The organism is Allostreptomyces psammosilenae (genome assembly GCF_013407765.1).
In the GTDB taxonomy this organism is placed as follows: domain Bacteria; phylum Actinomycetota; class Actinomycetes; order Streptomycetales; family Streptomycetaceae; genus Allostreptomyces; species Allostreptomyces psammosilenae.
This window is the reverse complement of record NZ_JACBZD010000001.1, coordinates 2,887,435-2,901,055: the sequence shown is the minus strand read 5'-3', so window position 1 is coordinate 2,901,055 and position 13,621 is coordinate 2,887,435. Positions and strand designations below refer to the sequence as shown.

10 protein-coding genes and 2 pseudogenes are annotated in these 13,621 nt (G+C 72.9%); 3 read left to right on the top strand and 9 right to left on the bottom strand.

Annotated elements, in window-relative coordinates:
- The first annotated feature begins 26 nt into the window (after window positions 1–26).
- Both trxA and FHU37_RS11850 read left to right on the top strand, forming a co-directional pair.
- On the top strand, window positions 27–362 hold the full coding sequence (gene trxA, locus FHU37_RS11855; RefSeq protein WP_179814153.1) for a thioredoxin: 336 nt from the start codon (window positions 27–29) through the stop codon (window positions 360–362).
- Between the two features lie 172 nt (window positions 363–534).
- Window positions 535–1,737 carry an N-acetylmuramoyl-L-alanine amidase gene (locus tag FHU37_RS11850; protein WP_179814152.1) on the top strand — a complete coding sequence of 401 codons (1,203 nt, stop codon included), beginning with the start codon at window positions 535–537 and terminating at the stop codon, window positions 1,735–1,737.
- A 49-nt stretch (window positions 1,738–1,786) separates the two neighbouring features.
- Here the strand turns inward: FHU37_RS11850 and FHU37_RS29525 are convergent, their stop codons facing one another.
- The 9 genes and pseudogenes from FHU37_RS29525 to rpmH form a co-directional block, all read right to left on the bottom strand.
- On the bottom strand, window positions 1,787–2,548 hold the full coding sequence (locus FHU37_RS29525; protein ID WP_376773928.1) for a GNAT family N-acetyltransferase: 762 nt from the start codon (window positions 2,546–2,548) through the stop codon (window positions 1,787–1,789).
- A gap of 165 nt (window positions 2,549–2,713) precedes the next feature.
- Window positions 2,714–3,889: a ParB/RepB/Spo0J family partition protein gene (locus FHU37_RS11835; protein WP_376774024.1), complete on the bottom strand. Its 1,176-nt coding sequence runs from the start codon at window positions 3,887–3,889 to the stop codon at window positions 2,714–2,716.
- Window positions 3,890–3,903: 14 nt separating this feature from the next.
- Window positions 3,904–4,929 (bottom strand): ParA family protein, encoded by a 1,026-nt coding sequence (locus tag FHU37_RS11830; protein WP_179814150.1) that lies wholly within the window; start codon window positions 4,927–4,929, stop codon window positions 3,904–3,906.
- Between the two features lie 507 nt (window positions 4,930–5,436).
- Window positions 5,437–6,231, bottom strand: a complete 795-nt coding sequence (gene rsmG, locus FHU37_RS11825; RefSeq protein ID WP_246449809.1) for a 16S rRNA (guanine(527)-N(7))-methyltransferase RsmG — start codon at window positions 6,229–6,231, stop codon at window positions 5,437–5,439.
- 163 nt (window positions 6,232–6,394) lie between these two features.
- Window positions 6,395–6,937, bottom strand: coding sequence for a Jag family protein (locus FHU37_RS11820; protein WP_179814149.1), 543 nt, complete (start codon window positions 6,935–6,937; stop codon window positions 6,395–6,397).
- A 96-nt stretch (window positions 6,938–7,033) separates the two neighbouring features.
- Window positions 7,034–8,224: a membrane protein insertase YidC gene (gene yidC / locus FHU37_RS11815; protein ID WP_179814148.1), complete on the bottom strand. Its 1,191-nt coding sequence runs from the start codon at window positions 8,222–8,224 to the stop codon at window positions 7,034–7,036.
- A gap of 284 nt (window positions 8,225–8,508) precedes the next feature.
- Window positions 8,509–8,856, bottom strand: a pseudogene (gene yidD / locus FHU37_RS11810) (membrane protein insertion efficiency factor YidD); the annotation flags it as partial.
- Window positions 8,853–9,326 (bottom strand): ribonuclease P protein component, encoded by a 474-nt coding sequence (gene rnpA / locus FHU37_RS11805; protein WP_179814147.1) that lies wholly within the window; start codon window positions 9,324–9,326, stop codon window positions 8,853–8,855. The pseudogene yidD and the gene rnpA, both read right to left, overlap by 4 nt.
- Before the next feature lie 16 nt (window positions 9,327–9,342).
- Window positions 9,343–9,480, bottom strand: a complete 138-nt coding sequence (gene rpmH, locus FHU37_RS11800) for a 50S ribosomal protein L34 (protein ID WP_179814146.1) — start codon at window positions 9,478–9,480, stop codon at window positions 9,343–9,345.
- Window positions 9,481–11,546: 2,066 nt separating this feature from the next.
- Here rpmH and dnaA point away from each other — a divergent pair.
- A pseudogene (gene dnaA / locus FHU37_RS29655) lies at window positions 11,547–12,593 on the top strand (chromosomal replication initiator protein DnaA); the annotation flags it as partial.
- Window positions 12,594–13,621 lie beyond the last annotated feature (1,028 nt).

Here is a 13,621-nt window from a genome sequence, read left to right as displayed (position 1 = left end):
TGTCCGACTGTGAAGGAGTTGCCGCCGTGGCAGACAGCCCCAACGTCATCACCGTGACTGACGCAGACTTCGAGGAGAAGGTGCTGCGCAGCGACAAGCCCGTGCTGGTCGACTTCTGGGCCGAGTGGTGCGGTCCGTGCCGCCAGGTCGCCCCGATCCTGGAGGCGATCGCGAAGGAGCACGGTGACCGCATCACCATCGCCAAGCTGAACGTGGACCAGAACCCGGACACCGCGGTCGCGTACAACGTCACCGGCATCCCGCTGATGAACGTGTACGTCAAGGGCGAGGTGGCCACCAGCATCAAGGGCGCCAAGCCGCGCCGCCTGCTGGAGCAGGACCTGGCCGACTACATCGGCTGACGCACCACCGCGCCACAGCGAGCGGCGGGCGCCCGGAAACGGGCCGCCCGCCGCTCGCGTTTTCCAGCGCGCCGTACCCAGATGACTCAGTGCCGGCCCGTACGATCGGGCGTGATCGCACGAGCCCGTGAGGGAGGACAGCGCGCCCGGGCAAGGGGGTGTGCGCGACGCCATGACAGCGCAGAGCCGTTCCGCCGCATACCACTGGAAGCTCGGGGACACCGGGCCCGCCGTCGCCGAGATCCGCGAGCGCCTCGCCCGGCTGGGCCACCTCCCGGCCGTCGTCCCGCACACCCACCACAGCAGCGAGCCGCCCTCCTGGGTGTGGCGGTTCGACGAGGTGCTCGACCTGGCGGTGCGCCGCTTCCAGCAGGACCGCAACCTCACCGTCGACGGCGTGGTGGGGCCGGAGACCTACCGGCACCTGGAGGAGGCCCGCTGGCGGCTCGGGGACCGCATCCTGGCGCACACCGTGGGCCGGCCGATGGTCGGCGACGACGTGGCCCACCTCCAGCGCCGCCTGATCGACCTCGGGTTCTCACCGGGACAGGTGGACGGCATCTTCGGCCCGCGCACCGCCTACGCCGTGCGCGACCTCCAGCGGAACCTCGGCCTGCCGGCCGACGGCAACTGCGGGCCGGCGACGTTCGCCGCGCTGAACCGGCTGGCCCGCACGGTGGTCGGGGGCGACGCGCAGCTGATGCGGGAGCGGGAGCTGCTCCACCGCTCCGGTCCCTCCCTGCCGGGCAAGGTCGTCGTCCTGGATCCCGGCCACGGCGGCGAGGACCGCGGCGTGGTGGTCGGGGAGCTGGTGGAGGCCGAGCTGATGTGGGAGCTGGCGCTCCGCCTGGAGGGCCGGCTCACCGCGCTGGGCGTGCGCACCTATCTGACCCGCGGGGCCGACCACGCGGTGGACGAGGCGACCCGGGCGGACTTCGCCAACGCCACCGACGCGGACCTGGTGATCTCGTTGCACGTGGATCGGCACCGCAACCCGCTGGCGTCCGGTCTGGCCACCTACTACTACGGCGCCGACCACGCCGCCGGCCGCTCGCCCACCGGGGAGCGCTTCGCCGGACTGGTGCAGCGCGAACTGGTGGCACGGTGCGGGCTGGGGGACAACCGCATCCACGGGAAGACGTGGACCCTGCTGCGGACGACCAGGATGCCGGCGGTCCGCATCGAGCTGGGCTACCTGAGCAACGAGCACGACCGGCGCCGGCTGTCCTCCGCCGAGTTCCGCTCGGCGGCCGTGGAGGCGATCGCCGTGGCGGTGCAGCGGCTGTACCTGCCCCCGGGCGAGGACGCGCCGACCGGGGTCCTGCTGCTGCCGGCGGCGCTGACCGGACTCCAGGCGGAGCCGGAGCGCGCCTGATCCCAGGGCCGGTCTCCAGCCGGCCCGTTCCACGCCGAGGCGGCCGGGATCAGACGGGCCGCAGCCCCGGGGCGGCGGCGCCGACCCCGAGCAGGCGCTCCAGGGCCCCCTCGACGTCCTCCCGCCAGGTCGCGGCGGTGCGCAGGTCCAGACGCAGCCGGGGGCTGCGGGGGTGGGTGCGGACCGTGCGGAAGCCGACGGCCCGGAGGTAGTCGGCCGGCACCATGCACCCCCCAGCACCGAATCCCCCGCCGAATCCCCCACCGCCGAGGTCGGCGGCACCGAATCCCGCCTCGCCGCTCCCCGCCTCGCCCGTGGCCGCCCCGCCGGCGCTGCCCTCACCGCCGGATCCGGTGCCGCGCGAGCGCTCGGTGCCGGGCCACGGGGAACCGGAGCGTCCGAAGGCCTCGATGGCGCGGAAGCCCCGACGGGAGAGGTCCTTGGCGGCCGTCTGCACCAGCACCCGCCCGAGCCCCTGGCCGCGGTAGCGGGGCAGCAGGGCGGCGGTAACCAACTGCACGGCGTCGGGCGCCACCGGAGAGGTGGGGAAGCTGAGCGAGCCGGGGACGTGCTGGGCGGGCGCGTAGGTGATGTATCCGGCGGGCGCCTCGTCCACGTAGAGAATCCGCCCACAGGATCCCCACTCCAACAGCAGGCCGGACACCCAGTCCTCCTTCTGGCGCTCGGCCTCCCCCGCCTCGACGGCCGCGCGGCCACGCACGGGGTCGAGCTCCCAGAACACGCAGCCGCGGCAGCGCGCGGGGAGATCCTGGAGGTTGTCCACCGTGATCGGAACCAGTCTGCGGCCCATCCATCACCATCCTGCGCCCGGATCTTCACGGTAACCGCCTGGGTCCACCCAGCGAGACCTGCCCCTCGGCCGGCCGTCCATTCACGTGCGGCGGTCGATCACGTAAAGCGGGCTCGGGGTTGGGTGTTTCACGTGAAACACCCAACCCCGAGCCCGCGCCTGGAGCTAGTCGTCGTCCTCGGAGAGGTCCACCGCCTCGGGGGCGCCGGCCGGGACGGTGGCCATCGACGCCGCCCGGTGGAAGGCGGTGTGCTCGCCCGGCGCCATGGCCTCCAGGATCCGCTCCAGGTCCTCGACCGAGGCGAACTCCACCACGATCTTCCCCTTCTTCTGCCCGAGGTCGACCTTCACCCGGGTGTCGAAGCGGTCGGAGAGGCGGTTGGCCAACTCGTTGAAGGCGGGGGAGAGCCGGCGGCCGGCGCGGGGTCCCTTGGCCCGGCGCGCCTCGCCCTCGGCACCCCCTTCGCCTTCCTCCGAAGTCATCGTGAAGGTGATCTCCTCGGTGGACCGCACCGAGAGACCCTCGGCGATGATCCGCTTGGCCAGCGCGTCCTGCTGCTCGGGATCCGAGAGCTTGAGCAGCGCCCTGGCGTGTCCGGCGGAGATCTCCCCGGCGGCCACCAGCCGTCGCACGGGACGGGAGAGCTGGAGCAGCCGCAGCGTGTTGGTGATCTGCGGCCGGGAGCGCCCGATCCGGTTGGCCAGCTCCTCGTGCGTGCAGGAGAAGTCCCGCAGCAACTGGTCGTAGGCCGCCGCCTCTTCCAGCGGGTTGAGCTGCACCCGGTGCAGGTTCTCCAGCAGGGCGTCCAGCAGCATCCGGTCGTCCGGGGTGCTCCGGACAATCGCCGGGATCCGGGTGAGGCCGGCCTCCTGGGTGGCACGCCAGCGGCGCTCACCCATGATCAGTTCGTAGCGGCCGGGAGCCTCCTCACGGACCACCACGGGCTGGAGCAGACCCACCTCGCGGATCGAGTGGACCAGCTCCTCAAGGGCCTCCTCGTCGAAGACCTCACGCGGCTGGTTCGGGTTGGGGGTGATCGCGTCGATCGGCAGCTCGGCGAAGTAGGCACCGGCCACCCCGTGCTCCCGGCTGGCCGATGTTTCACGTGAAACGGCCTCCGCCGCGCGTTCGGCGACGGTGGCCCGCCGGGCCGGACCGGTGCCGAGCGTTCCGGCCGACCGTCCGCCCTGTTCGCCACCGGCCGGCCCGGCGGGTACCGGGACCGTCGTCGCCGCGCCGGACCCTGCCGCGCCGGCTCCCGCCGAGCCGGGCCCTGCCGTGCCGGCCCCTGCTCCGGGCGCCGAGTCGGCCTGGAAGAGCGCCCCCAGTCCCTTCCCCAAACCCCTGCGACCGCTCACCGGTTTTCCTCCACCATGCCGAAGTGCTGGGGCGACGCCGACGGCGCCGCGCTCTGCTGGGGGTGCCCGCCCTCTCCGGGGCCGGCCTGTGTCGCGTAGGGATTGGCCGGATGGGCGTTCGCGCCCGCCCCGCGGAGCGCGATCTCCCTCGCGGCCTCCAGGTAGGACAGGGCACCGCTCGACCCCGGATCGTAGGTCATCACCGTCTGCCCGTAGCTCGGCGCCTCCGAGATGCGCACCGAGCGCGGAATGCTGGTGCGCAGGACCTGGTCCGCGAAGTGGGTCCGCACCTCCTCGGCCACCTGGGCGGCCAGCCTGGTCCGCGCGTCGTACATGGTGAGCAGGATGGTCGAGATGTGCAGCGCCGGGTTGAGATGGCCGCGCACCAGCTCCACGTTGCGCAGCAACTGGCTCAGGCCCTCCAGCGCGTAGTACTCGCACTGAATCGGGATCATCACCTCGGCGCCGGCCACCAGCGCGTTGACGGTCAGTAGGCCGAGCGAGGGAGGACAGTCGATCAGCACGTAGTCCAGCGGCTGCTCGTAGCTGTCCAGGGCCCGCTTCAGCCGGCTCTCCCGGGCCACCAGGGAGACCAGCTCGATCTCGGCGCCGGCGAGGTCGATGGTGGCCGGGGCGCAGAACAGCCCTTCCACGTCCTTCACCGGCTGGACCACGTCGGCGAGCGGCTTGCCGTCGACCAGGACGTCATAGACCGAGGGGACGTCGGCGTGGTGGTCGATGCCCAGGGCGGTGGACGCGTTGCCCTGCGGGTCGAGGTCGATGACCAGCACCCTGGCCCCGTTCATCGCCAGCGCCGCCGCGATGTTGACGGTGGTGGTGGTTTTCCCCACGCCGCCCTTCTGGTTGGCGACCACCATCATTCGGGTTCTCGGCGGCGGAGGGATCGCCCCTGTTTCACGTGAAACATTGAGTCGTGGTCCCGGCAGCGAGTCGCCGACGTACGTCCCAGCGACGCCGCTGTGCGACGGTGCCACGGGAGCGGCGACCGGATAGCCCTGCATCGGATCCCCCGGGTAGGGACCTTCGAACGGGCCACCCGCCGATCCCGGCGACTGCCCCGGGAAGTGAGCGTCGGACGGCAAGGATTCACTCTCCTCTCCCGCCGCGGACTGGGCGGCTGGATGTGGCTTGTCCTCAGAAGGTACGTCCTCGGAGCGTACAGACGCTGCCGGGTCCGCTGAACCTGTGGACAACTCGGGAGAGGGTGTCAGCGAGCGGGAGGAACGGGGCCCGGCCTGGGGCCGCCGCAGGATGCCTGGAATCAGTGACCGCCGTTTCACCTGGCCACTCTCACGCCGCCGGCGCCGGAACCCGAGCCGACACCCCCCGGGCGGGCCGGTGTTCGCTCAAATGGAGGCGGGATCGTGCCCGGAAAAGGGGCCGGGGCCCGCCCTCCTGGGAGGGCGGGCCCCGCTGGGTTCCGTGCTGGATCCGCTGCTGGGTCCGCTGGCTGGGGCGCCGGCGCCGGGGTGCCCGGGCCGCAGCGCCACGCCGGTGCGGCTCGCGTGCTAGCGCTGGCGGGCGCGCCGGGGCGACCGTCCGCGAGCGCCCTTGGCGCGCGGGGGCTTCTTCGCCGCGGCCCGCCGGGCGGCCGCGCGGCGGCCTCCGGGCTCGTCGCCCACCCGCACCCGCACCACCGTGGTGACCGGGTCGACCAGACCCTCACCGACCTGTTCCACGCTCCACTCCACAGCGCCGAGGGCCAGCAGCTCCTCCCGCGCGGAGGCCAGCTCCTCCTCCGCGGTGCCGCCCTTGAGCGCCACCATCTCTCCGCCGCGCCGCAGCAGCGGCAGTCCCCAGCCGGCGAGCCGGGCCAGCGGCGCCACCGCCCGGGCGGTCACCCGGTCCACCTCGATCCGGCCGATCATCTCCTCGGCGCGCCCGCGGCAGACCGTGACGTTGGACAGGCCGAGTTCGTCCACGGCCTCCTGGAGGAAGGTGGTCCGCCGCAGCAGGGGCTCCAGCAGAATGATCCGCAGATCGGGCCGGACCAGGGCCAGCGGGATGCCCGGCAGGCCGGCGCCCGAGCCGACGTCGCACAGGCTCGCGCCCTCCGGCAGCACCTCGGCGGCCACCGCGCAGTTGAGCAGGTGGCGTTCCCACAGCCGCTCCACCTCACGGGGGCCGATCAGCCCGCGTCGGACTCCCGCGTCGGCGAGCATCGCGGCGTAGTTCTCGGCGCTCCGCAGGCTCGTGCCGAAGACCTTCGCCGCCGCCTCGGGCGCCGCTGGGACGGCGGCCGCGGCCGGGGGCAGGTCCGGTTTCGCTTCGGGGCGGGACTCCTGCATCAGCTCTCCGGTCATCCTCGGGTCATCCTCGGCGTTCCACGTGAAACATTCTGCTCTCCCTCGTCCCCGCGGGCGCCGCGGGGCGCCTGTGGCGGTGCTGTGGTGGCGTGTGACGCGCGACGGCCCCGCCTGCTGACCAGGCGGGGCCGTCGGTGTGGGTCGGTGTTCGCTCGCCGGCTTACTCGGCGGGCAGTACGACCACGCGCCGCCGCGGCTCCTCGCCCTCGGACTCGCTGCGCAGACCGGCCGCGGCCACCGCGTCGTGGACGACCTTCCGCTCGAACGGGGTCATCGGTCGCATGCGCACCGGCTCGCCCGTCTCCTTCACCTTACGGGCCGCCTGCTCGGCCTCACCGCCGAGCACGTCGCGGCGGCGGGCGCGGAAGCCGGCGATGTCCAGCATCAGCCGGCTGCGCTCCCCGGTCTCCCGGAGCACGGCGAGCCGGGTCAGTTCCTGGAGTGCTTCGAGGACCTCACCGTTCTCCCCGACGAGCTTGCGCAGGGCACGGGTGTCGCCGTCCTCGGTGACGATGGACACCGCGGCGCGGTCCCCCTCGACGTCCATGTCGATGTCGCCGTCGAGATCGGCGATGTCGAGCAGACCCTCCAGGTAGTCGGCGGCGATCTCACCCTCCTGTTCCAGGCGGGCGATCTCCTCCTCGGAGGGGGAGGACGCGGTGACGTCGCCGTCGGCGACGGGGGTCGAGGTGCCTTCCGACACGGGCGGGCTCCTTGGGCTGTGGCTGGGGAATGGCTGGAGGCTTGCGGTCGCGCCGGTCGGGGGCGGCGGTGTGGCACGCGCCCCGACCGGGCGCGGCTACTTCTTCTTGGGGGAGCCGGGCCGCTGCGGGCGGGAGGGGCTCTTGGTGCGGTTTCCGCCCTGGCGCTGCGCGGCGTCCTGCGGTCGGGTGGCCGAGGCGTTGCGGGCGCCGGAGGAGGAGGCGTCCGTGCCGGAGTCCGCGCCGCCGGCCGGCTTGCCCGGCTGCTGACCGGGCTGCTTGCCACCGGCCGCGCCGCTCTGCGGCCGGCCGGCCGCGCCGCCCTGGCGCTGGGCCTTGGTGGTGCGCTTGGGCTGGGTGCGGGCGACCGGGGCGGGCTTGGCCGGCTTGGTGGCCTCCTCGATGGCCTTGGCCACGTCCTCGCCTGCGGCCTTGGCGGCCTTGGCGGCGGCCTTCTGCTCCGGCAGCTTGCCCTTGGCGCGCAGCCGCTCCTGGCGCTCGTGGAACGCCTTGCTGCCCGGGGTGGGGTTGCGGCGGATGACGTAGAGCTGCTGACCCATGGACCAGGCGTTGGTGGTGAGCCAGTACACGAGCACGCCGACCGGGAAGTTGATGCCGAAGATCGCGAACATGATCGGCATCAGGTACATCAGCATGCGCTGCTGCTGCATCATCGGGTTCTGCACGGTCGTGTCGACGTTCTTCACCATGAGCTGGCGCTGGGTGATGAACTGCGACAGCGACATCAGCACGATCATCACGACCGTGACGATCCGCACCGTGATCAGGTCGGCGTTGAGCGCCTCGACCGTGGCGGCGCTGTCGGTGAACCGGGCGGCGATCGGCGCGCCGAAGATGTGCGCCTCACGGGCGCTGTTGACCAGCTCCTGGTCCATCACGCCCACGGTCTTGCCCTGGGACGTGTAGGTCAGGACGTGGTACAGGGCGTAGAAGAACGGGGACTGCGCCAGGATGGGGAGGCAGCTCGCGAGCGGGTTGGTGCCCGTCTCGCGGTACAGCTTCATCATCTCTTCGGACTGACGCTGCCGGTCGTTCTTGTAGCGCTCCTGGATGGCCCGCATCTTGGGCTGGAGCGCCTGCATGTTGCGGGTCGCCCTGATCTGCCGGACGAACAGCGGGATCAGGCAGATCCGGATCAGGATCACCAGGCAGACGATGGACAGGCCCCAGGCCCAACCGCTGTCCTCCGGGAAGACGAGGCTGAACAGCGTGTGGAACTGGACGATGATCCACGACACCGCGTCGTAGAGGGGGTTCAAAAGCCCCACGGTCAGGCTCCTTGGGCGTTGGTCCGTACGGGACGGTCGGCGGATCGGCCGGGGCGGCCGGCGTGCTTGGTGGGGGCGGCCGTTGCCGGAGCGTCCGGCGGACGCACCGCCTTCACGGTACGTTCCGCGTGCGGCGTCCGGCGGTCGGTCGATGTGGGGATCCCCACCGAGGAACGTCCGGAGCGGTCCCCAGGGCTCCCGGGACGCCCGCCGTCCCCCTGGCCGGCTCCGGCGCCGTCGCCGGGCGCCGCAACCGGCGGCGCGGCCGGCGCGGGGCCGGGACCGGGGGCGGCCTCGTCGGGCGGCCCGTTGCCCTCGTGGTCGTCCCGGGTGGGGACCGGGGACTCGACCGGGGCGGCGGGATCGGCCCGCTCGCCGCGCAGCCGCTGCCACAGCAGCTGGTGCCACGGCGGGCGCTTCCGCGGCGGTACGTGGTCCACGCCCCCCAGGCTCCACGGGTTGCAGCGCAGGATCCGCCAGCCGGTGAGCACGGTGCCCTTCACCGCGCCGTGCACGCGGACGGCCTCGAAGCCGTAGTGGGAGCACGACGGGTAGTACTTGCACACGGGGCCCAGCAGTGGCGAGATCGTCCACTGGTAGATCCGGATCAGGCCCATGAGCAGGTACTTCACGGCGCGCTCCGGTCCGGCTCGGCGGCCGGGACGGGCCGCGTCGGCGCGGTGTCGGGTCTGCCGCCACCGCGTGGGGTCAGCAGTCGGCGCAGCGCCGCGTCGAGGTCCTCGGCCAGCACGGTGACGTCGCCGTCCGCGGCCGGGGGTAGGGCGCGCACCACCAGCAGGCTGCCGGCGGGGAGCCGGTCCAGCCGCTCCCGGACCAGGTGCCGCAGCCGGCGCTTGACCTTGTTGCGGACGACCGCCGGCCCGACGGCCTTGCTCACGACGAAACCCGCACGGGGCGGCGGACAGGCTCCTGCCGCCCCGTGCGGGCTGGGGTCGTGCGTCGTTCCCGCCGCGACGGGCGGGGGCGGCTCTGGCGCGGCGTGCAGGTGCACCACCAGGTGGTGGCGTCCGGCACGACGCCCGCGGCGGACCGCCGTCGCGAAGTCCTGCCGTCGCCTCAGCCGATTGTCGGAAGGCAGCACGGCATGGTCCTGGGAATCAGGCGGACAGCTTGGCGCGGCCCTTGCCGCGGCGCGCGGCGAGGATCGCGCGACCGGCACGGGTGCGCATGCGCAGCCGGAAGCCGTGGGTCTTCGCGCGGCGGCGGTTGTTCGGCTGGAAGGTGCGCTTGCTCACTGGAGGCTCCAGGAAGAAATCGTGGGCTGGTTGGTCGGCTTGTCACGCCGCGGGCCGTGATGCCTGGCCGTCACCGGACGCCCGCAGATCTCCCGCCGGCGATTGTGCTTGCCGAGCCTTGCGGGCATGCGGCAGCGGCCATCGACACCTCGACTGGGCCACGGTACGCGAGCTGGGAAGGCGTGGTCAAACCGCGCCCCGCCGGCCCCACGAGGTGTCCCGCGACGCGCCGGGCGAACGGGTCCATGCTGGTTCCACAGCCTGTGGACAGAACTTGAACCGGCCCGGCCCGGCTCATTACCGTTTCAGGTTCGACCAGAGTTCCGGCGGCGGCGAGGGCGGAGGACCGGCTGCGAACCAGCGGGTTCCACGGGGTTCCGCGTGCGGATCGCGAGATACGGTCGCACCCTGGTCGGGGCATCCTGGACATCCGGCACCTCCGTTCGCGCGGGGCGACGCCGCGCACCGGCAGCTCACAGCGCCGAGGGCGATCCGGGGGGAACGACGACGGCACCGACGAGCGAGGATGCGTGACTGTGGCTGACGTGAACGGCGACCTCGCCGGTGTCTGGGCCACCGTGGTCGGCCGGCTCGCCGCCGACAGCTCGGTGAAGCCCAAGGACCGCGAGTGGCTGCAGCGCAGCCAGGCCCTGGCCCTGGTCTCCGACACCGCGCTGCTGTCCGCGCCCAACGAGTTCGCCAAGGGCGTGCTGGAGGGCCGGCTGCTGCCGATGATCACCGACGCGCTCAGCCGCGAGTTCGGGCGGGCCATCCGGATCGCGGTGACCGTGGACGTCTCGGCCCCGGCGGAGGACGCCACGGCCGGGGCCGCGGTGGACGGCGGCGGCGCGAGCGGCCAGCCGATCGGCCCGATCAGCCCCGGCCCGGCCTGGGGGGAGGACCGGCGCGACCCCGCGCCCGGCGCCTGGCGGGACGGCTACCGGTCGGAGTACGGCGGCGGCCGGAACGCGGACTACCCGGCGCACGAGTACCGGCCGGCCCCGGAGGGCTACGGTCCGGACTCCTACGGTGGCGAGGGGTACGGCGCCGGCGGCTACCGGCCGGAGTACGGCCGCCCGGGCGGCGGCTACGGCGGCGGCCCGCAGGGCGGCACCGGCTATCCGCCCGCCGGGGAGTTCCCCCCGAACGGCGAGTACGGCTACGGCGACTACCAGCGCCGCGGCGACTACGCCCCCGGTGAGTACCCCTACGAGTACCGGCGCTCCGAGTACGGCGACGAGCGCGGCTACGGCGACGACCGCCAGCCCTACCGGACGCCGACCGGCTACCCGTACGGACGCGGCCCCTACGCCGACCGCGGCTGGAACGGCCCGGGCCAGGGCCAGCCGGGCGGCGAGGGCTACCCGTCGGCTCCCGGCTACCCCACGGGCGACGACTACCGCGGCCCCCGTGACTTCCCGCGCGCCGGCGACTACCTGCCGCACCAGGCGCAGTCCCCGGAGGGCGACACCGGTGCCCCGCCATCGGGCGGGGAAGCCGAGCGGGACGCCGCCGACGGGGCCGGCGGTCAGCCGGAGACCTCCCCGAACTCCCCCGGGTCGTCCCCGGCCTCCCCGGCCGGGCGCGGCGCCGAACGCGGCCGGAAGGACGGCGCCGGCACGGGCGCCGACGCCCTGACGTCCGCCGTGCCGGGCGCAGGCGCGGACACCGGACGTGCCCGGGAGGGCGACGACGCCCCGGGCGGCTCCGCCGCGCGCCCGGAGGGGGCCCGCGGACCACACCACCCCCCGGGCGAGCGCGCCCAGGACGGCGGCGGCACGTCGGCCGCCGGTTCCGCCGTGGAGCGCTCCGCGGGCGAGGGCGGGCAGCCGCGCCGCGGCACGGGCGCCGGCGGGTCGGGCTACCCGGCCTCGGCCCCGCCGCTGCCCGGCATGCCGCTGCCGGGGGCGTCCCTGCCCGGCGGTGCCACGACGGCCGGCGCGGCCACCGCCGTACCCGGCTCCGGGTCCGGCGGCCCCAGCACGGCGGTGGGCGCCGCGCCCACCGTGCCGGGAGCCCGCTCGGGCGGAGGACCGTCCTCCGGTGCGGGCGGCTCCGGAGCGCGCAAGGACGGCGAGCCGGCCCGGCTGAACCCCAAGTACCTCTTCGAGACCTTCGTCATCGGGTCGAGCAACCGCTTCGCGCACGCGGCGGCGGTCGCCGTGGCGGAGGCCCCGGCCAAGGCGTACAACCCGCTGTTCATCTACGGCGAGTCGGGGCTGGGCAAGACCCACCTGCTGCACGCCATCGGCCACTACGCCCGCAGCCTCTTCCCGGGCACCCGGGTGCGCTACGTCAGCTCCGAGGAGTTCACCAACGAGTTCATCAACTCGATCCGCGACGGCAAGGCCGACGGCTTCCGCAAGCGGTACCGGGACATGGACATCCTGCTGGTGGACGACATCCAGTTCCTGGAGACCAAGGAGCAGACGCAGGAGGAGTTCTTCCACACCTTCAACACCCTGCACAACGCCAACAAGCAGATCGTGATCTCCTCCGACCGGCCGCCGAAGCAGCTGATCACCCTGGAGGACCGGCTGCGCAACCGCTTCGAGTGGGGGCTGATCACCGACGTCCAGCCGCCGGAGCTGGAGACGCGTATCGCGATCCTGCGCAAGAAGGCGATCCAGGAGCAGCTGAACGCCCCGGCGGAGGTGCTGGAGTTCATCGCCTCGCGGGTCTCCCGCAACATCCGCGAGCTGGAGGGGGCGCTGATCCGGGTCACCGCGTTCGCCAGCCTCAACCGCGCGCCGGTGGACCTCCAGCTGACCGAGATCGTGCTGAAGGACCTGATGCCGGGTGGGAACGACACCGGGCCGGAGATCAGCTGCACCACGATCATGGCGCAGACCGCGGACTACTTCGGGCTGAGCGTGGAGGACCTGTGCGGGACCTCGCGCAGCCGGGTGCTGGTGACCGCGCGGCAGATCGCCATGTACCTGTGCCGGGAGCTCACCGACCTGTCCCTGCCCAAGATCGGCGCTCAGTTCGGCGGCCGTGACCACACCACGGTGATGCACGCCGACCGCAAGATCCGCTCGCTGATGGCGGAGCGGCGCTCCATCTACAACCAGGTCACCGAGCTCACCAACCGCATCAAGGCGGAGAGCTGATCCCCCGGGGCTGCTGATCCCCTGGGTCGCCGGGTTCACAGCGGCGGGTGGCGCGCCGGAGACGGCCGCGCCACCCGCCGTTTCGCGTCCCCAGGCGTCCCCAGGCGTCCTTGGGCGTCCTTGGGCGTCCTTGGGCGTCCCCAGACGTCCCTGTGCGTCTCTCCGGCGGCCCCAGGCGTGGCCGGGCGTCCCAGGCGTGCCCACGCCGCCTCACTGCTCACAAAGGCCCCCAGCTCGCCCCAGGGCCGCCCCGTACCGCCGTCCGGCCCGGCTCCACGGGCACGCCCGCCCACCCTCCCACGCGGCTGCGACACCGCCCCCGTTCGAACGGAAGGGCCCGCGCGGCCGGTTTTCCACAGCCCGGCGTCGATTGCGTTGTCCACAGGCGGTGGGCAGGATGTGGGCTTCCACCGGCATCCCCAGGCCCTCGCGGGTGGTCCCGTCCTGCCTGGTCACAGCCGTGCGCCCTGTGGAGAAACCATTATCCACAGGGCTGTGGACAACCGCTGGGCCGAACGGGTGTCCTCCCCGTCGTCCACCGGTTGCCCACAGGGATCCGGGGTTGTGCACAGGGTTGTCCCCAGCTTTTCCACAGTTCGACAACACGCCCTGGGGCATTAACTCTTTGGAGTGAAGACGGTCACATCGAGGTTGATGTGTGGCCTGGGGAGAACTGGGGTAAAACCTGGGGACGAACCTGGGGACAACTCGGCTGACCTGTGGAAACGATGTGGACAACCGTCGTCTGTCCACAGCCGCGCGCAGTTGTCCACCGCTTCGCCCACAGGCACCTGGGGACAAAAAAGGGCCCCTGAGCTGCGCGGGAACCAGTTATCCACGGTTTCCACAGCCCCTATTACTACGACCACAGACATATAGCGCGAGATCCCGAAAAACGGTGGGCGGCGCGTCAGCTGTGGATGGACGGCTCCGTGGGCGATCTGTCCGACTTGACGAGGCGGGCGGCGAGCTGTCGGCTCCGTGCGTCAGACTGTCTCCAGCAGCAAGTCCATCGAGCAGTGCGGCGC